This is a genomic window from Stenotrophomonas sp. SXG-1, assembly GCF_014083965.1.
Lineage (GTDB): Bacteria > Pseudomonadota > Gammaproteobacteria > Xanthomonadales > Xanthomonadaceae > Stenotrophomonas > Stenotrophomonas geniculata.
The window spans coordinates 3,140,995-3,161,955 of record NZ_CP046588.1; the positions used below are offsets into that span (position 1 = coordinate 3,140,995).

General features: G+C 67.5%; 20 protein-coding genes. 5 read left to right on the plus strand and 15 right to left on the minus strand.

What is annotated here, in order from left to right; all coding sequences use genetic code 11:
- Positions 1–14 precede the first annotated feature (14 nt).
- Positions 15–1,160 (plus strand): glycosyltransferase family 4 protein, encoded by a 1,146-nt coding sequence (locus GOC52_RS14495; protein ID WP_109814866.1) that lies wholly within the window; start codon positions 15–17, stop codon positions 1,158–1,160.
- Positions 1,153–2,010: a polysaccharide deacetylase family protein gene (locus GOC52_RS14500; RefSeq protein WP_010483075.1), complete on the plus strand. Its 858-nt coding sequence runs from the start codon at positions 1,153–1,155 to the stop codon at positions 2,008–2,010. Before GOC52_RS14495 ends, GOC52_RS14500 begins: the two co-directional genes overlap by 8 nt.
- A gap of 78 nt (positions 2,011–2,088) precedes the next feature.
- Here GOC52_RS14500 and glmM read toward each other — a convergent pair whose 3' ends face one another.
- The 5 genes from glmM to trpB form a co-directional block, all read right to left on the minus strand.
- A complete protein-coding gene (gene glmM, locus GOC52_RS14505; protein ID WP_191849735.1) occupies positions 2,089–3,450 on the minus strand; it encodes a phosphoglucosamine mutase in 1,362 nt (453 codons plus the stop codon).
- On the minus strand, positions 3,450–4,325 hold the full coding sequence (accD, locus tag GOC52_RS14510) for an acetyl-CoA carboxylase, carboxyltransferase subunit beta (protein WP_005410473.1): 876 nt from the start codon (positions 4,323–4,325) through the stop codon (positions 3,450–3,452). Before accD ends, glmM begins: the two co-directional genes overlap by 1 nt.
- 215 nt (positions 4,326–4,540) lie before the next feature.
- The gene (gene trpA / locus GOC52_RS14515; RefSeq protein WP_010483070.1) at positions 4,541–5,350 is read right to left on the minus strand and encodes a tryptophan synthase subunit alpha; all 810 of its coding nucleotides are present in this window, start codon (positions 5,348–5,350) and stop codon (positions 4,541–4,543) included.
- A gap of 1 nt (position 5,351) precedes the next feature.
- Entirely contained in the window at positions 5,352–6,029 is a 678-nt protein-coding gene (locus GOC52_RS14520; protein ID WP_043400989.1) for a hypothetical protein, read from the minus strand.
- Positions 6,026–7,243, minus strand: a complete 1,218-nt coding sequence (gene trpB / locus GOC52_RS14525; protein ID WP_010483065.1) for a tryptophan synthase subunit beta — start codon at positions 7,241–7,243, stop codon at positions 6,026–6,028. The genes GOC52_RS14520 and trpB overlap by 4 nt, the downstream gene beginning before the upstream one ends.
- A gap of 96 nt (positions 7,244–7,339) precedes the next feature.
- Between trpB and GOC52_RS14530 the strand changes: the two genes are divergently transcribed.
- Positions 7,340–8,227 carry a LysR family transcriptional regulator gene (locus GOC52_RS14530; protein WP_053443341.1) on the plus strand — a complete coding sequence of 296 codons (888 nt, stop codon included), beginning with the start codon at positions 7,340–7,342 and terminating at the stop codon, positions 8,225–8,227.
- Between the two features lie 48 nt (positions 8,228–8,275).
- On the opposite strand, the gene GOC52_RS14535 is transcribed toward GOC52_RS14530, so the two are convergent.
- The 10 genes from GOC52_RS14535 to prmB all read right to left on the minus strand — a co-directional run bounded on the left by GOC52_RS14535 (position 8,276) and on the right by prmB (position 19,265).
- Entirely contained in the window at positions 8,276–10,135 is a 1,860-nt protein-coding gene (locus GOC52_RS14535; RefSeq protein ID WP_191849745.1) for a C40 family peptidase, read from the minus strand.
- A gap of 48 nt (positions 10,136–10,183) precedes the next feature.
- Positions 10,184–10,861: a hypothetical protein gene (locus GOC52_RS14540; RefSeq protein WP_100049987.1), complete on the minus strand. Its 678-nt coding sequence runs from the start codon at positions 10,859–10,861 to the stop codon at positions 10,184–10,186.
- A 187-nt stretch (positions 10,862–11,048) separates the two neighbouring features.
- The gene (locus tag GOC52_RS14545; RefSeq protein WP_019660598.1) at positions 11,049–11,705 is read right to left on the minus strand and encodes a phosphoribosylanthranilate isomerase; all 657 of its coding nucleotides are present in this window, start codon (positions 11,703–11,705) and stop codon (positions 11,049–11,051) included.
- A complete protein-coding gene (gene truA, locus GOC52_RS14550; protein WP_049398724.1) occupies positions 11,702–12,472 on the minus strand; it encodes a tRNA pseudouridine(38-40) synthase TruA in 771 nt (256 codons plus the stop codon). The genes GOC52_RS14545 and truA overlap by 4 nt, the downstream gene beginning before the upstream one ends.
- 32 nt (positions 12,473–12,504) lie before the next feature.
- The gene (locus GOC52_RS14555) at positions 12,505–12,867 is read right to left on the minus strand and encodes a VOC family protein (RefSeq protein ID WP_032952441.1); all 363 of its coding nucleotides are present in this window, start codon (positions 12,865–12,867) and stop codon (positions 12,505–12,507) included.
- 26 nt (positions 12,868–12,893) lie between these two features.
- Positions 12,894–14,954, minus strand: a complete 2,061-nt coding sequence (locus tag GOC52_RS14560) for a FimV/HubP family polar landmark protein (RefSeq protein ID WP_043400992.1) — start codon at positions 14,952–14,954, stop codon at positions 12,894–12,896.
- Positions 14,955–15,084: 130 nt separating this feature from the next.
- The gene (locus GOC52_RS14565) at positions 15,085–16,113 is read right to left on the minus strand and encodes an aspartate-semialdehyde dehydrogenase (RefSeq protein WP_010483049.1); all 1,029 of its coding nucleotides are present in this window, start codon (positions 16,111–16,113) and stop codon (positions 15,085–15,087) included.
- Between the two features lie 92 nt (positions 16,114–16,205).
- Positions 16,206–17,243, minus strand: coding sequence for a 2-hydroxyacid dehydrogenase (locus tag GOC52_RS14570; RefSeq protein ID WP_010483047.1), 1,038 nt, complete (start codon positions 17,241–17,243; stop codon positions 16,206–16,208).
- A complete protein-coding gene (gene aroC / locus GOC52_RS14575; RefSeq protein WP_010483045.1) occupies positions 17,236–18,339 on the minus strand; it encodes a chorismate synthase in 1,104 nt (367 codons plus the stop codon). The genes GOC52_RS14570 and aroC overlap by 8 nt, the downstream gene beginning before the upstream one ends.
- Positions 18,336–19,265: a 50S ribosomal protein L3 N(5)-glutamine methyltransferase gene (gene prmB / locus GOC52_RS14580; RefSeq protein WP_010483043.1), complete on the minus strand. Its 930-nt coding sequence runs from the start codon at positions 19,263–19,265 to the stop codon at positions 18,336–18,338. Before prmB ends, aroC begins: the two co-directional genes overlap by 4 nt.
- A gap of 122 nt (positions 19,266–19,387) precedes the next feature.
- Between prmB and GOC52_RS14585 the strand changes: the two genes are divergently transcribed.
- Both GOC52_RS14585 and asd read left to right on the plus strand, forming a co-directional pair.
- Complete coding sequence (locus GOC52_RS14585; protein ID WP_010483041.1) at positions 19,388–20,038, plus strand: SCO family protein; 651 nt, start codon at positions 19,388–19,390, stop codon at positions 20,036–20,038.
- Complete coding sequence (gene asd / locus GOC52_RS14590) at positions 20,035–20,877, plus strand: archaetidylserine decarboxylase (RefSeq protein ID WP_019336666.1); 843 nt, start codon at positions 20,035–20,037, stop codon at positions 20,875–20,877. Before GOC52_RS14585 ends, asd begins: the two co-directional genes overlap by 4 nt.
- The last annotated feature ends 84 nt before the right edge of the window (positions 20,878–20,961 follow it).

The following is a 20,961-nucleotide window of genomic DNA, read 5'->3' on the forward strand; positions in this document are numbered from 1 at the left end:
AGGGCCGATCCTGCATGAACCGTCCGCTGCGCATCCTGCATACCGAAGCCGCCAAGGGAATGGGCGGGCAGGAGATCTACATCTTCCGGCACATGCAGGTGATGCGCGCGCGTGGCCATGAGGTGTCGTTGCTGTGCCAGCCCGATGCGCGCCTGGCCACACTGGCACGCGACGACGGCTTCACCGTGCATACGCTGCGCATGGGAGGCCTGGCGCGCCTGCTGCGTGGCGTGTGGTGGGTATCGCGACTGGTGCGCCGCGAACATTACGACGTGGTCAACACCACCAGCCGCCGCGATGCACTGATCGCCGCCGCCGGTGCACGCCTGGGCGGCACGCCGCTGGTGGTGCGCTCGCGCCATCTGATGAGCCCGGTCAATTCGCTGCTGACCTATACCGGGCTTCCACACCGGGTATTGACCGTCAGCAGCTTCGTCAAGCAGCTGCTGGCCGACCGCGGCATTCCGACCGAGCGCATCGGCATCGTGCCGCCGATCGCGGTTCCGCCGCGCTGGAGCGAGATCCGCAAGGCCGATCCCTGGCAGTGCCTGCAGGAGGTGCGCACGCAAGTACGTGCCGAGCTCGGCTTCGGTGAACAGGACATCGTGGTCGGCTGCGTGGCGGTGCTGCGCGAGCCCAAGGGCCACGCCGACCTGCTGCAGGCGATGGTGCCGTTGTGCAAGGCCAACCCGGACCTGCACCTGGTGATCGTCGGCGATGGCCAGGCCGTGACGGAACGACTGCAGGCGATGTGCGCCGAGCACGGGCTGCAGCGCCAGGTGCACCTGCTCGGCTACCGCGATGGAGCCTGCCGGCTGATGGCCGGCTTCGACATCTTCGCACTGGCCTCGCACAAGGAAGCAGCCGGCACCGTGTTCCTGGAAGCGGCTTACGTGGGCGTACCGATCGTGGCCACGCGAGTGGGTGGCGTGCCGGAGATGGTGGTCGATGGCAGCAATGCGATCCTCACCCGTTTGGGTGACAATGCCGCCCTGACAGGTGCATTGCGCCTGCTGGTGGACGACCCGGAACGGCGGCGGCAGATGGGGCGCGCTGGCTGGGACTGGATGCACGGCGCACATCGCTTCACGCCGGACGGCCACGGTGAAGCCACCGAACACTACTACCACCAGTGGCTGAAGGAGCTGGGACATGGCTGATGCGCGAACCGTTCCGGTGCTGATGCACCACCATGTCAGCCCCTCGCCGGGCATGATCACCGTGTCGCCGGAAAACTTCGAAAGCCAGATCGCGTGGCTGGCAGGCAATGGCTGGACCTCACTGACGCTGGACCAGTACGCAGGCTTCCTGGCCGGCAAGCCGGTGCCGCGCAGGTCGATCGTCATCACCTTCGACGATGGCTACCTCGACAACTGGGTGTATGCCCATCCGATCCTGCAGAAGTACGGCATGCATGCGGTGGTGTTCGTGGTCACCGGCTGGATGGGCGAAGGCCCGGAACGTCCGCACGCGGGCATTGCCGGGGCGACGCTGCCGCCGACGCCGGACCATCGTGGCTGCGAAGCAGCGATCTACGAGCAGGACCGCAGTGACGATGTGATGATGCGCTGGAGCGAAGCACGTGCGGCCATCGCCGCCGGCACCTTCGAAGTGCATTGCCACACCCATACCCATACCCGCTGGCTGCGCCGCGACGATCTGGACCGTGCGCAGCGCCGCGCAGGCCTCAGCCGGGATCTGGCGATCTCGCGCGAAGTCCTGCAGGACAAGCTCGGCGACGTGTCCGATACGCTGTGCTGGCCGTACGGTGATTTCGACCAGGATCACATCGAAGTGGCGCGCGAGCAGGGCTTCCGCTACCTGCACACCACCCATCCGTTCGGCCGCAACGTGATCGGCGGCGACCCGGAACGCATCTATCGTTTCGCGATCCGCAACCGGCCGGCCAACTGGCTGCGCAAGCGCATCCGCCTGAGTTACAACCCGCTGATCGCGCCGCTGTTCAATGGGTTCAAGGCACGCCAGAAAAAGATGGTGCCGGGGCCGTAGGCGCGACACAGCCCTGCCCGCAAAAAGAAAACGCCCCGGAATTCCGGGGCGTTTTTCCTGTACCGACGGGCACGCGCCTCAACTGGCGGCTTCACGCACCGCAGCGGACAAGCGGTCCAGCGTCTGCTGCATCAGCGTGGCGTCATCGGCCTCCACGGTGACCCGCACCACCGGCTCGGTACCGGACGGACGCAGGAACGCGCGGCCACGGCCGGCTACGGCCTGCTGCGCCACAGCCAGCGCGGACTGCACGCTTTCAGACTGCACCGTGGCCTTGGCCGAGACATTGCCCAGGCGCACGTTGACGGTCTTCTGCGGCACCCGTACCAGGCCCTTCAGTGCCTGGCGCAGGGTCTGCCCACTGTTGCGCAGCGCGACCAGCACCTGCAGGGCGCTGACTATGCCATCGCCGGTGGTGGCCCGGTCCAGGCACAGCAAGTGGCCCGAGGCTTCGCCACCGAGTACACCACCGCCCTCGACCAATGCCTGGTGCACGTAGCGGTCACCGACGTTGCTGCGCACGAACGGGATCTGCAGATCGGCGAAGGCCTTCTCCACACCGTAGTTGCTCATCAGCGTGCCGACCACCGGGCCGCGCAGGCGGCCTTCGTCCTTCCAGGCGCGGGCCAGGATGTACAGCAGGTCATCGCCGTCGACCGGGTTGCCCTGGTCGTCGGCCATCAGCACACGGTCGCCATCACCATCGAAGGCGATGCCGAGATCGGCGCGGGTCTCGCGGACCTTGGCCGCCAGGTTGTCGATATGGGTGGAGCCCACGCCGGCGTTGATGTTGACGCCATTGGGCTCGGCCCCGATGCCGATCACTTCGGCACCCAGTTCGCGGAACAGCAACGGTGCGATCTGGTAGGTGGCGCCGTGTGCGCAATCCAGTACCAGGCGCACGCCACGCAGGTCGAACACGCGCGGCACGCTGGCCTTGCAGAACTCGATGTAGCGGCCGACCGCTTCGCGCGCGCGCGACGCCTTGCCCAGCTTCTCCGATTCGGCGGTGGTGAACGGAATGTCCAGCGCCGCTTCCAGGGCCAGTTCGGTGGCGTCGTCGAGTTTCTCGCCCTGGGCGGAGAAGAACTTGATGCCGTTGTCGTAATGCGGGTTGTGCGAGGCGCTGATGACGATGCCGGCGTCCACACCCAGCGTGCGGGTCAGGAACGCCACCGCCGGGGTCGGCATCGGGCCGAGCAGCTGCACGTCGGCACCGGCGGCCACCAGGCCTGCTTCCAGAGCCGCTTCGAACATGTAACCGGAAATGCGGGTGTCCTTGCCGATCACCACGATCGGCCTGCGCCCGTCCTGGCCGCGCTGGGCGACCAGGACACGGCCCAGGGCGTTGCCCAGGCGCAACACGAAGTCAGCCGAGATCACGCCCTGGCCGACCCGCCCACGGATGCCATCAGTACCGAAGTACTTGCGGCCTCCCATCAAGCCACCTCCGGCGCCGGCTGACGGCCCAGCATCGCCAGCAGGTCGGACAGGCGGTCACGCATCTCGCGGCGGTCACAGATCTGGTCGATGGCACCGTGCTCCAGCAGGAACTCCGAACGCTGGAAGCCTTCCGGCAGCTTCTCGCGCACGGTCTGCTCGATCACGCGTGGGCCGGCGAAGCCGATCAGCGCCTGCGGTTCGGCGATGTTGATGTCGCCCAGCATTGCGAACGAGGCCGATACGCCACCGGTGGTCGGGTGGGTCAGCACCGAGATGTACGGCAGGCCAGCTTCACGCAGCTTGCCCAGCGCGGCCGAGGTCTTGGCCATCTGCATCAGCGAGAACAGGCCTTCCTGCATGCGCGCGCCGCCACTCTGCGAGAAGCACACATACGGGGCACCGATCTCGACTGCGGTTTCGGCGGCCAGCGCGAAACGCTCCCCCACCACCGAGCCCATCGAGCCGCCCATGAAGGCGAAGTCGAACGACGAGGCCACCAGCGCACGGCCCTTGAGCAGGCCGCGCATGGCGATCAGCGCGTCATATTCGCCGGTGTTCTTCTGCGCGATCTTGATGCGCTCGCTGTACTTCTTCTGGTCCTTGAACTTGAGCAGGTCGGTCGGCCCCAGGCGCGCACCGATCTCGGTGGTGCTGTCGGCGTCGAACAGGGCGGCCAGGCGCGCGCGCGCGCGGATCGCCATGTGGTGGCCGCACTTCGGGCAGACCTCCAGATTCTCTTCCAGTTCCGGACGGTACAACGCGCTGCCGCAGTTGCTGCACTTTTCCCACAGGCCCTCGGGGACACTGCGCTTCTTGCTGGGGGTGTTGTCGGTGCGGATGCCGGACGGCATCAACTTGCTGAGCCAACTCATGCGGGAGGACACTTCCGTTCAGGGCGGCCCAAGGGCCGCAAAGGCGGACAGTCTAGCTCCGCTTTCCCCGCCCGTGCACCCCCTTGCCGGCCACGGGGCAGCCTGAAAAAACCATGCTGGGACGTACGTTTAGGTGCTGGGTCGTGCCGGCCGCTGGCCGGCAGCCCTTGCATGCGAGCCGTCAGGAGGATGCCGGCCAGCGGCCGGCACCACCGTTACGCATCCAGCGCCTGCCGCAGCGGGGCCAGGAAGGCTCCAGCGCGCTGCGCGGCCTCTTCAGCCGAGCCCGCTTCGGCCAGCACCGCCACCAGTGCACTGCCGACCACCACGCCATCGGCCTGGCGCGCCATCGCCGCCGCACTGGCCGCATCCTTGATGCCGAAGCCAGCCACCACCGGTACCGAAGCGCGCGCACGCAGGGCCTGCAGGCGGGCGCTGGCAGCATCACTGTCCAGCCGCTCGGACGCGCCGGTGACACCGGCAAAGCTGACGTAATAGAGATAGCCACGGGCCAGCGCCAGCAGCTTGTCGGCACGTGCCTCGCTGGTGGTCGGCGAGGCCAGCAGCACCAACGCCAGGCCGGCCGCATCGAAAGCCTGCTGCGCTTCACCGGCTTCTTCCGGCGGCAGGTCGACCAGCAGCACTCCATCCACACCGGCCTCCACGGCCGCCTTGGCGAAGGCGGCGTAGCCGTGGATCTCCACCGGGTTCAGGTAGCCCATCAGTACTACCGGCGTCTGCGCGTCACGCTCTCGGAACTGCGCCACGGCCTGCAGCACGTAGCGGCTGCCCGCCCCGCGTGCCAGTGCACGTTCGGAGCTGCGCTGGATGGTCGGGCCATCGGCCATCGGGTCGGAGAACGGCACGCCCAGTTCGATCACATCGGCGCCGGCATCGACCAGTGCATGCATGACCGGCACGGTGGCCTCCAGCGAGGGATCACCGGCAGTGATGAAGGGAATCAGCGCCTTGCGCTGCTGCTCGCGCAGTCGCTGGAAACAGGCATCGAGTCGGGATACAGGCATCTCAGGCACATCCTTCAATCAGTTCAATCGCATCGCTGGTCCCCCAGTACATCCGGGTGACCTTCCCTTCAAACAGTTCCAGGCGGATGCCCAGGTCCGAACCCGGGTCCTGCCAGGTGAGGTACTCGCCCTGGTCACCGTCGTAGGCATGCGGGCTGGACACCGGCGGTTTCGGGAACTGGGCCACGGCCTGGGCTCGGGTCATGCCGATGCGCAGGCCGAACGGCCCCGGCTGTTCGACCGGCAGTTCCGGCTCATCGCCCGGCTTCAGATCAAAACGGACCACGCGGTCGTCGTCGGTCATCATCGACACGCCCGGCGGCAGCCCCTTGCCGTCGTAGTACTCGCAGTCGCCTTCGAAGAATTCCTTCGCGCCCTGCGCCTTCCAGGGACCCAGCGCCTTCAGGTCAGTCATGTGCTGGCCAACCAGCACGTCACCGGCATGGTCCAGTGCCACCGAAGCCACCGCAGGCGCGTCATCGCCGCTCGTCCCTTCTTCGGAGGGGGCATCGACAATGGGCGTACGCGCCATCGGGTCAAGATCATCGTTGGCAGCCTGCTGCACAGGCTGCGTGGTGGCCTTGGCGGCCGGTGCCAGCACCGGCGGCTCCGGCGGCTGGCACGCGGCCAACCCCAGTGCCAGCAGCAGCACGCCACTGTTCCGCAGCAGCGCGCTCACAGCACCAGCCCTTCGCGCGCGGCGATGGTATGCACGTCCTTGTCGCCACGGCCGGACAGATTGCAGAGCACGATCTGGTCACGCGGACGCTCACGCGCCAGCTTGATCGCCTGCGCCAGCGCATGGCTGGATTCCAGTGCCGGCAGGATGCCTTCGGTGTGCGCCAGCAGGTGGAAAGCCTGCAGCGCTTCCTCGTCAGTGATGCCGAGGTACCGTGCACGACCGGTATCGGCCAGGAATGCGTGCTCCGGGCCGACGCCCGGGTAGTCCAGGCCGGCCGACACCGAGTGGGTCTCGATGATCTGGCCGTCGTCGTCGCACAGCACATAGGTGCGGTTGCCGTGCAGCACGCCGGGGCGACCCGCCGCGATGGAGGCGGCATGGCGACCGGTGCTGATGCCATCACCGGCAGCTTCGGCGCCGACGATATCGACCTGGCGATCGTTGAGGAAAGCATGGAACAGGCCGATGGCATTGCTGCCACCGCCCACGCAGGCGGTGATCGCATCGGGCAGGCGACCGTATTCGGCCAGCATCTGCTCACGCGCTTCGCGGCCGACGATGGCGTTGAAGTCACGCACCATGCGCGGGTACGGATCGGGGCCGGCCACGGTGCCGATGATGTAGAAGGTGTCCTGCACGTTGGTCACCCAGTCGCGCATCGCTTCGTTGAGCGCGTCCTTCAGGGTGGCCGAGCCGGAAGTGACCGGTACCACCGTCGCGCCCAGCAGCTTCATGCGGTAGACGTTGATCTTCTGCCGCTCGATGTCGGTGGCGCCCATGTACACCACGCATTCCAGGCCCAGGCGCGCGGCAACCGTGGCACTGGCCACGCCATGCTGGCCGGCACCGGTCTCGGCAATGATGCGCTTCTTGCCCATGCGCGCGGCCAGCAGCGCCTGGCCGATGGTGTTGTTGATCTTGTGCGCGCCGGTGTGGTTCAGGTCCTCGCGCTTGAGCAGGATCTGCGCGCCGCCGACGTGATCGCTCAGGCGCTGGGCGTGATAGATCGGGCTCGGCCGGCCCACATAATGCGCCAGGTCGCGGTCATAGGCCGCCTGGAATTCGGGGTCCTGGCGGGCCTGGTCATAGGCCTGGGCCAGTTCCTGCAGCGGGCCGACCAGGGTTTCGGCAACGAAGCTGCCGCCGTAGCGGCCGAAGTGGCCCTGGGCATCCGGGAAGGCGTGGTAGTCGGCAATGGGGGAGGCAGACATGGATACGACCGGTGGTTCAGACAGGTGGATACTCTAGCGCACGGGTCGTGACCGGAAAATGGATATTATCTGGCGCATACCGTCAGGAAATCTCACATGAACCGTTCCCTGCTTCCGCCGCTCAATGCACTGCGCGCGTTCGAGGCCACCGCACGCCTCGGTGGCGTGGGCCGCGCCGCACAGGACCTGCACGTCACCCACGGTGCGGTCAGTCGGCAACTGAAGCTGCTGGAGGATCATCTGGGCCTGGCACTGTTCCAGCGTGCCGGCCGCGGGCTGCGCCTGACAGCGGCTGGCACCCGCCTGCAGGCGGCGTGCAGCGAGGCCTTCGGCGGGATCGAGGACTGCGTGCGCGAGCTGCGCCGGCCAGCGGCCTCCCCAGCACTGGTACTGGGCTGCAGCGGCAGCGTACTGGCGCGCTGGATGATTCCGCGCCTGCCCGTGCTGCAGGCCGCCCTGCCCGGCGTGCGCCTGCAGTGGTCGGCGCTGGATGGCAGTTTCACCGAAGCGCAGGCGGCGCTGGACGCCGTGCTGCTGCTGGCGCAGGGTCCGTGGCCACGGGGCTGGCAGGTCCGCGAGCTGGCACCGGAGCGGGTTGGCGTGGTGGTGGCCCCGTCACATCCGGCGGCGCAGCGCCTGCGGCAGGCACCGCCCTCGGCACTGCTGCAGGAAACAGTGCTGCACACCAGCTCGCGGCCACAGGCGTGGCCGGCATGGGCGCAGGCACATCGCCTGGACCCATCAAAGTTGCAGCTGGGCACCGCTTTCGAACATCTCTATTACCTGCTGGAAGCAGCAGTCGCCGGGCTGGGCCCGGCGATCGCGCCCGAGCCGCTGGTGGCCGAAGATCTGGCAGCAGGCCGGCTGGTCGCACCGTGGGGGTTTGCCGCCACCGGCGGCTTCTGGGTGCTGGCGCGGCCGGATGGCCCGGCCGATGCACGGGTGGACGCCCTGGCCGACTGGGCTGCAGCGCAACTGCGATGAGACGAGGCCCCGGGCGGCATTCACCTCCCGGAGCCCGCAACGCAGGCCTCAGCGACCGCCCATCGCGACCCGCTGTTGCTCCTCATGCACCTGCTGCTGGTGCGACGGATCTGCCAGCAGCTTGGCACTGGTCTGCTCCAGTGACGGCGGCGCCTGGGCCAGATCGACGGCGGTGCGGAAGCCCGGCGTCGTGCCCATCACGAACGCCTTGCCATCCTGCACCGTGATGCTCTGCAGCTTGTCGGCCGCGTCGATACCGTTCTGCTTTGCATGCAGGGTGATATTGGCCGCAGCCTCTTCGGAAAACACGCTGGGAAGCTTGCTGCGGACGGCGTTGTGCAGTGCGTGGTCCGGATGCGATGCATCGTTCAGCGACGGCCCCTTCGGTGCAGCCGCTGCAGGTTCATGGCCCTGCGCACGGCCCGCCGCCAGTGCGGCTGTGGTCTGGCGACCGACAATTCCATCGGCCGCCAGCCCCTGCTGCTTCTGGAACGCGATCACCGCTTCGCGGGTGTGGTCACCGAAACGGCCATCCTCCGACAACCGATGGCCCTGCGCATCACGCACGCCGAGCTGATTGAGGGTCTGCTGCAACGCCTGCACGTCGGTGCCACGCTGCCCCTGCTTCATCACCTCGCTGGTGGCCGCCGGGTGTGATGCAGCCGGCTGCACGGTGGCGCCAGGCCGGGACAGCGCAGGTTCGCCATTGCCATGCAGCGGCGCGCGCACCTGGAATTCCGGCTTCGGTGTCAGCGCACCAACGATGCGGGTGCTTCCGCCATCCCAGTACCCGCCCGGCCGGATGGTGACTTCGGCCGGCCCGGTGCTTCCCTGCGAGCCGATGAACTGGATGTTTCCCTGCGCGTCGTAGCCTTTGAAAATACCGACATGCTGGCCCTGCGACGAGGAGAACATCAGGATATCGCCCTGCTTCAGCGATCCGTTCGGCTTGCGTGCTTCGGCAGCCGAGGTCACATCGAAATGCTCGCGTGCGTAAGCGGTCGTGTTCGCGCCATTGAACAGCGTCGAGGTAGTGAACCCTGCGGCGTTCTCGCCACGCACGTCGTAACCTGCGTTCTTCAGGCCACGCCATACGAATGCCGAGCAATCCACGCCGAAGCGTCCGTCACCATCGAGGTCACGCTCCAGCCGGCTGCTGTCGCGACCGGGACGCGGATGGTCGGGGCGCCCGTATTCGTACTGGCGGCCCGAGGCCATGAAATGCTGATAGGCCTCGTTGTAGAGCGCGGCACTGCCAACTGCAGCCGCGGCCTGGCCCGCCGCGGGCGCAGCTGCCGAAGGCGTCTGTACCTGCGTTTGGGCCTGGGTCTGCACGGGCGTGGCCGCCTGTGCGCGCGTGGGTGGCTGCTGCGTGGCAACCTCACCCGGCTGCCAGCCCTCGAAACGGCGGATGCCGTCGGCCAGCACTTCACGCTCGCGCACGCTCATCTGGCCGACGGTCTTCGAGCGCAGATCGACACCCTGGCGATCGCCTTCGGCATAGATGGTGGCCGCCTGCTCCTTGTGGTGGGTGGTGCCGCTGTAATCCTTCGTGGAGTAGCTCGGCAGCATTTCCTCCACGGTCTTGTCGCCGAACCGGCGTTCGAGCAGCTGGATCTTCGCCACCCGGCCCGCTTCATAGCTTTCGAAGACCGCGTTGCCCCATTGGTCGAGATCGACCACGCCCTTGTAGCGCCCCTGCGCCGATTCCAGCGCCTGCTCGCGGGTACGCGGATTGGTCACCGTCTTGTCCGCGCTGCCGGCGAATTCAAACTTGAGATTGCCAGGATTGTTGTTGCGCCACGAGACGCTGCCACCTGATCGTTCGATGACACTGCCATCGTCCATTTCCAGCGTGCGCGTGGTACCTACGCTGCTGACCAGCCGGGTGATTTTTGGATCCGACATGAGCTGTTCCTTTGCCAGTAGTTGATTGGACCGCTCCCCTGGCGGTGATTACATTCCGTTGGAAAACACGTCGAGCACGTCCGCACTGACCCAGCCCTGTGCGCAGTTCCCGGCGTAACGTCCCGGCGCCGCCGCATGGCAGGCCTCGCCCCCTGTGCTGGCCAAGCCAGTGATCGGCCTGTCGCCATAGGTGTCACACAACGTGTTGCCCTTGCACTTGCCGACCGTCGCAGCGGGAACCGCAACGACGTAATAGAACAGGGGATTCTGTCCGGTGCGCCCGATGCCCTGCACGCAGACCAGCTGCCCCTTCGACAGCTTCGCGGTCACGCTGGCCTTGCTGCCGGTGGATGGCACCGCATTCAACGTCTCCACGCCCTTGGCGTCGGCTACGCCGGCAAAGAAACCCTGGTCGCCACAGTCCGGCAACAGTTCAACATCGTAGAAATCACCGCTGTCCACATCACCGGCCGTGCAGCCGCTGCCCGTACTGGCGTTGCTGCATTTCACGCCACTGGCCTGGATCAGCGCAGCCAGGCCGTCGGCAGCCGGAGCTGTGGCCGGCACTGCGGCAGGTGCGGCCGCCGGTGTGGCAGCGGCCGGTGCCGATGCTGTCGGGGCGGATGAGTCACCGGCCGCACACGCGCCCAAGGCGAGCAGCAGGCCGGGCACGAGCGTCAGGCGGGCCAGGCGGAGACGGTGGGAAGAAAGATGGGGCATATCCATTGCGTCCTCGTTCGAAAGGTAAGTCGTATCTCAAGGGTGCGGCTAGCGACACGCACACGGCATCGCACCCGGCCAGGTAAGGCTGGGCGCATTGTGTCCGATCAGATGTTCGGGGGGTGTCGACTTTTTGGCGCTGGAACCTGAATCGCCCGGAAGCGTGACTCCCATCACACTCAGGTGGCGCAGATCACTCCAGAACGGTGCAATCCGCGCGACGCACTTCCTCGACGAAGGTGCGCATCTTGTAGCCGTCCTTGATGCCCGGTTCCAGTTCGATGCCACTGGAGACGTCCACGCCCCACGGCAGCGTCGCCAGCACGGCGTCGTAGACGTTTTCCGGGTTCAGGCCCCCGGCCAGCAGGAACGGCCGGTGCAATCCGGTCGGAACGCGGCCCCAGTCGAATGCCACGCCGGTGCCGCCACCGCCTCCCGGGGCGTGGCTGTCGAACAGGAAGCCGGCAGCGCTGGGGTAGCGCAACTGCAGGGTGCGAGCGTTGACCTCTTCACGGCCCCCCATGGCGATCGCCTTCAGGTACGGCATGTTGAAGCTGCGGCAGAAGCTCTCGTCTTCCTCGCCGTGGAACTGCAGCAGGGTCGGACGTACCGTACGCAGCACCTCGCGCACTTCTTCCTTGCTGTTGTTGCGGAACAGCGCCACCACGTCGACCATCGGTGCGATCGCCTGGCGCATCGCGCGGGCCTCAGCCGGTGCGACCCGGCGGCTGCTCTCGCGGGCAAAGATGAAACCCACTGCGTCCACGCCCAGCTCACCGGCCAGGCGGACGTCGCCGGCACGGGTCATTCCACAGAACTTGATGCGCGTACGGTAGTAGGAACGGCTCATAGCGTGACCTCGGCGGGCAGATGCCAGTTGTCGGGGTACAGGGGCCCAAGGAACACCAGGCCCTGCGGCGGTGCGGTGGGACCAGCTACGGTGCGGTCGCGCCCGGCCAGCAGTTCGGCGATCCATTCCACCGGTTTTTCACCGCTGCCCACCAGGATCAACGATCCGACGATATTGCGGACCATGTGATGAAGAAATGCATTGCCACGTACTGCGACTTCGATCACTTCGCCATGGCGGCTGACCTGCAACGACTGCAGTTCACGCCGCGCATGCAGCGCCTGGCACTGCACCGAACGGAACGCGCTGAAGTCGTTCTCGCCAAGCAGGGCCTGGCCGGCGGCGTGCATCAGGGTCTCGTCCAGCGCCCGGCGCTCCCAGCTCAGGGTCTGCCGGTCCAGTGCCGGCCGCACCTCGCGGTTGAGCAGCCGATAGCGGTAGCGGCGCGCACGTGCGGAAAAGCGGGCGTGGAAATCATCGGCCACCGGCACGCACCAGCGCACTGCGATCGAGCGCGGCAGGCGGGTGGTGGTGCCGAGCATCCAGGCGCGCGGATCGCGCACCACGTCGGTATCGAAATGCACGACCTGGCACTGGCCGTGCACGCCGGCATCGGTGCGGCCGGCGCAGACCACCTGCAGCGGCGCATCAGCCACCGATGACAGGGCCTGCTCGAGGCTGGCCTGCACGCTGGGACCACCCTCGCCCAGGTTCTGCCAGCCCCTGAAATCGCTGCCGTCGTACTCGACGCCAAGCGCATAACGCATGTGCTACCTCGATGTTGCGGATGGGGCGGCGCTCAGGCCGGATCGCGTTCGGACCAGACCGCCAGTTCGTTGCCACCGGGCTCGACGAACTGGAAGCGACTGCCACCGGGGAAGGAGAACACCGGGCGCACGATCTCGCCGCCGGCGTCGCGTACGGCGGCCTCGACCGGTGCCAGTTGGTCGGCATACAGCACCAGCAGCGGTGCACCGCTGTCGCTGGCCCGCTGCGGCTGGCCACGGAAGAAGCCGCCCTGCAGGCGGCCATCGTCGAACGCCGTGTAGTCGCTGCCGTAGTCGACGAACGACCAGTCGAACACCTTCTCGAAGAAGGCACGGCTGGCGGCCGGGTCGCTGGACGCGAATTCAACGTAGTCGATGCGGCGTTCGCGGCTCATGGCAAGGTCCTTGTCGGCAGGTTCGGTCACGGCAGGCGCGCCAGCAGTTCGCGGGCCTGGGCCTGGCTGTGCAGGTCACCGCCTTCGGCGACTTCCAGCAACAGGGTGCGCGCGGTCTGTGCGTCGCCCAGATCGAGGTAGGCAATGGCCAGTTCCAGGCGCTCCTGGCCGGCACGTGGCGACCAGCCCGCGTCGCCGGCAGGCGCAGCCGCGCTCGACGCGATGTCGTCGGAATGAGAGGCCTCGACGGCGCCATGGTCGATGCCGTCGATGGCTTCGCGACGGGCGGCGTCCACCGGAGCCTCGTTCTCATGCGCGTCGGCCGGCAGATCGAACACGCCGCGGAACTGCGGCTGCTGTTCGGCATGCAGTGCGTAGTCCGGCACCACCACTTCGACCGGCGCCTGCGGTGCAACGCGCTCGTCCTGCAGCGGCTCGGCGACGACACCCTCGTCGCCGGTGGTTGCGGGATCGTCCCAGCGCGGCAGATCGGTCACCGCTTCGGGCAATGCCACCGCGTCCTCCTCGCGCAGCCTGTCGGTCTGCCAGCCGGCCCGCGCCAGGTCCTCGGCAACGGGTTCGGCGACCACCACGTCATGCACTTCGGTTTCGGTGGCCCAGGCGGGCATCGCCGGTTCCTGGCGGCCATTGTCGGCAACAGCCGACGACCATGAGGACTGCTCGGCCAGCGTATCCAGCGCCGCACCCGCCGGCACCGCCGCGGTCAGGCCGGCGGCATCGTCTTCCTCACGCAGCGGCGGCAGCGGCGACGGCTTGCGACGACGCAGCAGCCAGGCCGCGCCCGCCGCCAGCAGCAGTACCGGCAGCCCCAGCCAGTACCACGGCGTTGCCGCATCGCGGGCATCCGGTGCCTGCGCCAGGCGCTGCTGCGCGGCGGCCAGGTCGTTGTCCTTCATCGCGATCAGCGACTGCTGCTGTTCCTTGAGTTTCTCAAGGTCGGCCACGCGCTGCTTCAGCTCGCCGATCTCGGCATCGCGGGTGGCGATGTCCTCACGCGCCTGGCGCAGTTGTTCGTTGCCCAGCATGTCACCCTCGCTGCCGGCAGCGGTGCCGGTGGTTGTGCCCGCGTGCGCGGCGTCGGACGCCAGCGCCGGAGCGATCTCAAGTCGTGCCCCGTTGGCGGCAGGCGGGGAAGAAGCGTTCGTGGTTGCGGCCTTGGCGACCGGGGCGACGGTACCCGCGGGTTGCGGCACGGTACGCGCCTGCCGCCATTGCGCAGCGTGCTCGCGCACGAGCGTCGCCGCTTCGGCAGCGTCGACCGCAGCAAGCGCATCGCTGCCTGGCATGCGCAGCACCGCCCCCTGCTTGAGCAGGTTGACGTTGCCCCGGATGAAGGCTTCGGGATTGGCACGCAGCAGGGCGATCATCGCGCGGTCGCGACTGACCTGGTTGCCACGTGCCACTGCACTGGCGATCTGCGACAGGGTCTGCCCGCGCTGCACGGTGATGCTGCCATCGGCCGCCGGTGCAGCAACCGGCGCGGAGGCCGCACGCGGGCGTGCCGGTGCAGGCACCACCGCAGATGGCGGCGTAGTGGGCGTCTCTGCTGCCGGCACCGTTGCCGAAGCCGGTGCAGGTTCGCGCACGATGGTATTGGAGAGCGTGCCGGCCGGTGCGACGATCTCCGGCTCGGCCACGGCCAGCGCACTGGGCGGCGCATCGACCAGCGCCGAGTACTCACGCACCAGGCGGCCCTGACCCCAGTCGGCTTCGATCAGGAAGCTCAGCGACGGCGTCTCCACCGGCGCCTGCGAGGTGACGCGCACCACTGCCCTGCCCTGCGTGTCGCGGGTCAGTTCGAACTGCAGTTCACTGACCAGTCCGGTTGGCCGCTGCAGGCCGACACGTTCGAAGGTGACCGGTGAGGCAAGCGCCACCCGCAGGTTTTCCAGCTCGGACGGATCGGCCGAGACCACCGGGATTTCAGCCAGCAGGGGCTGGCCCGGCTTGGACAGGACCCGGATGTCACCCAACCCCAGGGCGAGCGCCGAACTGCTGGCCAAGGCGAGCAGTGCGGCGGACAGATAGGTGAGCGGGCGCTTTGCGCCCTTGGCCCGTTTATTCATGGGCGACACTATAAAGCGTGCGGACCGGGGTCCGCACCCATGTAGAGCCGAGCCCATGCTCGGCTGCATGGCCTGAGCCGAGCGTAGGCTCGGCTCTACAGAAAAGGCCGGGGATTGCCCGGCCTCTCCATCAGCGCTGCTCGGCGGCGACCAGCTCGGCCAGCTGCACGGCATTCAACGCCGCGCCCTTGCGCACGTTGTCCGACACGATCCACAGGTTCAGGCCGCGCGGATGCGACAGGTCTTCACGGATACGGCCGACATACACCGCATCGGTGCCCGAGGCATGGGTGACCGGAGTCGGATAACCACCGGCTTCATGGCGGTCCACCACTTCAACGCCCGGCGACTGTTCCAGCAGCGCGCGCGCTTCGGCCACGGTCACCTTGTCGCGGGTTTCGATCGCCACCGATTCGGAGTGGCCGTAGAACACCGGCACGCGCACCGCGGTCGGGTTCACCAGGATGCTGTCGTCACCGAGGATCTTGCGGGTCTCCCAGATCAGCTTCATCTCTTCCTTGGTGAAACCGTTGTCCTGGAAGTCATCGATGTGCGGGATCAGGTTGAAGGCGATCTGCACCGGGAAGCGCTGCGGATCGATCTCCTGGAAGCTCAGCAGCTGGCCGGTCTGCTTGCCCAGTTCCTCGGTTGCCGAACGGCCGCCGCCAGACACCGACTGGTAGGTGGAGACGTTGATGCGCTCGATGCCGTACTTGCGGTGCAGCGGTGCCAGTGCCACCAGCATCTGCATGGTCGAGCAGTTCGGGTTGGCGATGATGCCGCGCGGACGGTTGGCGACCTGCTCCGGGTTGACCTCGGACACCACCAGCGGCACGTCATCGTCGTAACGGAAGGCCGAGGAGTTGTCGATCACCACAGCGCCCGCTGCTGCGAACTTCGGCGCGTATTCCTTGGACACGCTGCCGCCGGCCGAGAACAGGGCGATCTCGACGCCGCTCGGATCAAAGGTAGCCAGGTCCTGAACCTTGACCTTCTGGCCGTTGAACTCGATCTCGCCGCCGGCCGAACGCTCGGAAGCGAGAACGCTCAGGGTACCGACCGGGAAATCACGCTCGGCCAGGATCGACAACATGGTCTCGCCGACCGCACCGGTGGCACCGACGACGGCGACGTGGAAACTGCGCTGTGCATTGCTCATGGGGGAAACTCTCACGAAAACGGGAATGGGGAAGAAACACGCACGACAGCTGGGTTCGGGGAACCTCCTCAAGCGGGGCGCGCGGAGGTTCCCTATCGTTTCCCGGTTTTTTTGCCCAGAGTCACGCGCGCGGCCATCGCCGCGTCAGCGTTGATCGCGCTCGGCATGCGCGACAGGCCGCCGTCCAGGCCGAGCCCGGCAACCAGATTATCCACGGCCAGCTGTACCATCGCCGTGCGCGTGGCCAGCGAGGCGCTGCCGATATGCGGAGTCAGCACGACATTGCGCAGCGCCAGCAGTTCGGGGCGCACCTTCGGCTCGCCTTCGTACACATCCAGGCCCGCTGCGGCAAGGCGACCGTTGGCCAGCGCATCGGCCAGCGCGATCTCATCAACCAGGCCACCACGGGCGATGTTCACCAGCGTTGCCGACGGCTTCATCTTCGCCAGCGCGACGGCATCGATCAGATGGTGCGAGGCCGGCGTGTACGGCAGCACCAGCAGCAGGTGGTCGGACTGTGCCAGCAGCGTATCCAGGTCCACATAGGTGGCGCCCACTTCCGCTTCGGTCGCGGCCGGCAGCTGCGAGCGGTTGTGGTACAGCACCTTCATGCCGAACCCGTGTGCACCGCGGCGGGCAATGCCCTGGCCGATGCGGCCCATGCCGAGGATGCCCAGCGTGCTGCCGTGGATGTCGGCACCGAGCATGGTCTGGAACGACCACTGCTGCCACTGCCCTTCGCGCAGCCAGCGCTCGGATTCAGTGATGCGGCGTGCAGTGGCCATCAGCAACGCGAAGCCGAGATCGGCGGTGGTCCCGGTCAGGACGTCCGGCGTGTTGCTGGCGAGAATGCCGGCGGCGCTGAGCGCGTCGACATCCAGGTTGTTGTAGCCGACGCCGACATTGGCGATCACCTGCAGCTGTGCGGCGTCGGCCACCTGGGCCGCACCAATGCGCTCGTTGAGCGTGATGATTGCGCCGTCGGCGCTGGCCAGCTGTTCGGCGATCTGATCGGGCGACCAGGCGGTGACAGTGTCGGTGCTGCGCAGCTGTACGCGATCGCGCAACGGCGCGATGGCCGCGTCGATCAGCGGCTGGCTCACCCACACCGTCGGCCGCGTGTCAGCCATCGATCTGCCCGGGAATGCGCGGGGTGATCGTGCCGACATCGCCACACTGCGCGCGATGACGCAGCGCCTGGTCCATCAGCACCATCGCCACCATCGCCTCGGCGATCGGGGTGGCACGGATGCCGACGCAGGGATCATGGCGGCCGGTGGTGACCACCTCGACCACGTTGCCGGCCGTGTCCAGCGACGGGCCCGGCAGGCGCAGGCTGGAGGTCGGCTTCAACACGATCGAGGCGACCACCGGCTGGCCGGTGGAAATGCCACCGAGGATGCCGCCGGCATGGTTGCTGGCGAAGCCCTGCGGGGTCAGCAGGTCACGGTGCTCGGTGCCCTTCTGCGCTGCGCTGGCGAAACCGTCGCCGATCTCCACCCCCTTCACCGCGTTGATGCTCATCAGCGCAGCGGCCAGTTCGCCATCGAGCTTGCCGTAGATCGGCTCGCCCCAGCCCGGCGGCACGTTGTCGGCGACCACGTCCACGCGCGCACCGACCGAATCACCGGACTTGCGCAGCGCATCCATGTACGCCTCGAGTTCCGGCACCTGTGCGGCGTGCGGCCAGAAGAACGGATTGTCTTCCACCGCCGACCAGTCGAAACCGGCCGGCGTGATGTCGCCCAGCTGCGACAGGTAGCCACGCACGGTCACGCCGAAGCGCTCGGCGAGCCACTTCTTGGCGACCACGCCGGCGGCCACGCGCATGGTGGTCTCGCGTGCCGAGGAACGGCCGCCACCGCGCGGGTCGCGGATGCCGTACTTGTGCCAGTAGCTGTAGTCGGCATGACCCGGCCGGAACTGCTGGCCGATGTTGGCGTAGTCCTTGCTGCGCTGGTCGGTGTTGCGGATCAGCAGCGCGATCGGCGTGCCGGTGGTCAGGCCCTCGTACACGCCGGACAGGATCTCGACCTCATCGGCTTCGCGACGCGCCGAGGTGTGCCGGCTCTTGCCGGTTGCGCGACGCTGCAGGTCGTGGGCGAATTCGGCCGCGTCCAGCGCCAGCCCCGGCGGGCAGCCATCGATCACGCAGCCGATGGCCGGCCCGTGCGACTCGCCGAACGTGGTGACGGTGAACAGCTTGCCGAACGAATTGGAGCTCACGGGCGCTGCGCCGCCAGTTCGGTGATGCGGGCGCTGTGGGCGATCAGTTCGCGGCACTCGACCGCGAAGATGCCCATCTGGCCAACCTTGAACTCGATCCAGGCGAAATCGACTTCCGGCAGCAGCTTGACCAGATGCTGTTCGGACTCGCCCACTTCACAGATCAGCAGACCGTCTTCGCTCAGGTGCAGCGGGGCATCGCGCAGGATCTTCAGCACCAGGTCCAGGCCGTCATCGCCGGCACGCAGACCCATCTCCGGCTCGTAGGAGTATTCCTGCGGCAGGGCATCGGTCTCGTCGTTGGTGACGTACGGTGGGTTGGTGACGATCAGGTCGTAGTGGCGGCCGGTCAGGCCGTTGAACAGGTCCGACTTGAGCAGGGTGACGTTGTGCGCCTGCAGGCGTTCCTTGTTCTCTTCGGCCAGCGACAGCGCGTCGTCGCTCAGGTCGACGCCATCCACTTCCCAGTTCGGGTAGTAATGGCCCATGGCGATGGCGATGCAGCCCGAACCGGTGCAAAGATCCAGCGCGCGGCTGACATCGCGGCCGGCCAGCCACGGCTCGAAGCCGCATTCGATCAGTTCGGCGATCGGCGAACGCGGCACCAGGGCGCGCTTGTCGCTCTTGAAGCTCAGGCCGGCGAACCAGGCCTCACCGGTCAAGTAGGCGGCCGGGATGCGTTCATCGATGCGACGCTGGAACAGTTCCAGCACGCGCAGCTTTTCGGCCTGCAGCAGGCGCGCCTGGCCATAGGCCGGGCCCAGATCGTGCGGCAGGTGCAGGCTGTGCAGCACCAGCTGGGTGGCCTCGTCCAGCGCATTGTCGTAGCTGTGACCGAAGGTCAGCCCGGCTTCGTTGAAACGGCTGGTGCCGTAGCGGATCAGATCGATGATCGTGTGGAGTTCGGCGGCCGTTTCAGCGGTCATGGCGGTACTGCGGGCAAAGTGGCCCCCGATTATAGGGGCTGGCGCCCGCGGCGGCATCCGTTGCGGCAGAAACGATCGGGCCGCAGCCGGTATGATGGAGCCCACTTCGCGCGGGGGCTCCCATGTTCAATCGCAACGCCGGCATCATCCTGCTGATCGCCCTGGCGGCGGGCCTGGGCCTGCTGGCCGCCCAGCAGGTGTTCGCGCCGAAGCCACCGGCCAACGCCCCGGCCACCGAAGCGATCACGCTGTACCCGCAGCCGCGCGAACTGCCCGACTTCAACCTGGCCCAGTCCGACGGCACCCGCCTGATTCCGGGCGAGCTGAAGGGCCACTGGACCCTGGTGTTCCTGGGCTTCACCTTCTGCCCCGACGTCTGCCCCACCACTCTGGCCGAGCTGGCCGGCGCGCAGAACCAGTGGGAGGCCCTGCCCGACAGCCTGCGCCCGCGCGTGCTGTTCATCTCGGTCGACCCGGACCGTGACAGCGCCACACGCCTGGGCGAGTACGTGCACGGCTTCCACAAGGACACCCTGGCCGCCACCGCCGATATCCCGTCGCTGGAGCGCTTTGCCACGTCGCTGGGTTTCGTGTTCCAGAAGGTGCCGGGCAAGCACTTCGACGAGAACCCTGAGGATTACACCGTCGAGCACTCGGCCAGCCTGGCCGTGCTCGACCCGCAGGGCCGCCTTGCCGGCCTGGTGCGGCCCCCGTTCAACGCGCCGGCCATTGCCCGCGACCTGCAGAAGCTGACCGAGAAAACCGCCCCATGAGCCTCACCACCGCCCTGACGTACGCCCTGCCCCACCGCCTGCTGTCCTCGATGGCGCGTTCGCTGGCGTACTCGGACGATCCGCGCGTGTCGCGCTGGCTGATCGACACCGTCACCCGCAAGTTCAACGTCAACCTGGACGAAGCGGCCAACCCGGACCCGCGCAGCTATGCCACCTTCAACCAGTTCTTCACGCGTGCGCTGAAGCCGGGGGCGCGCGTGGCCGATGCCGATCCGCGCAGCCTGGTGATGCCGGCCGACGGCCGCATCAGCCAGCTGGGGAAGATCGAGGCCGGCCGGATCTTCCAGGCCAAGGGCCAGTCGTTCACCGCCGCCGAACTGCTGGGCAGCGACGAAGACGCCAAGCCGTACAACGACGGCCTGTACGCCACCGTGTACCTGTCGCCGCGCGATTACCACCGCGTGCACATGCCGTGGACCGGCACCCTGCGCGAGACCGTGCACGTGCCGGGCCGCCTGTTCAGCGTCGGTCCGGCCGCGGTGAACGGCGTGCCGCGCCTGTTCGCCCGCAACGAGCGCTTGGTCTGCCACTTCGATACCAGCTTCGGCCCGATGGTGAGCGTGATGGTCGGTGCACTGCTGGTGTCCGGCGTGGAGACCGTATGGAGCGGTGAGGAGATCCCGGCCTACGGTGACCGCATCACCCGCAAGGATTACCGCGGCCAGGGCATCCAGCTGGAGCGCTTCGCCGAGATGGCGCGCTTCAACTACGGTTCGACCGTGATCGTGCTGCTGCCGCCGGGCGTGGCCGAGTTCGCGCCGCAGCTGGGCGCCGAAAGCCCGGTGCAGCTGGGCCAGGCGCTGGCGACGCTGCGCTGAGGTACATGTAGAGCCGAGCCCATGCTCGGCTGCTGGCTGCAACCGGTCATGCATTTCTGTGGGCAAAGGAAGCCGAGCATGGGC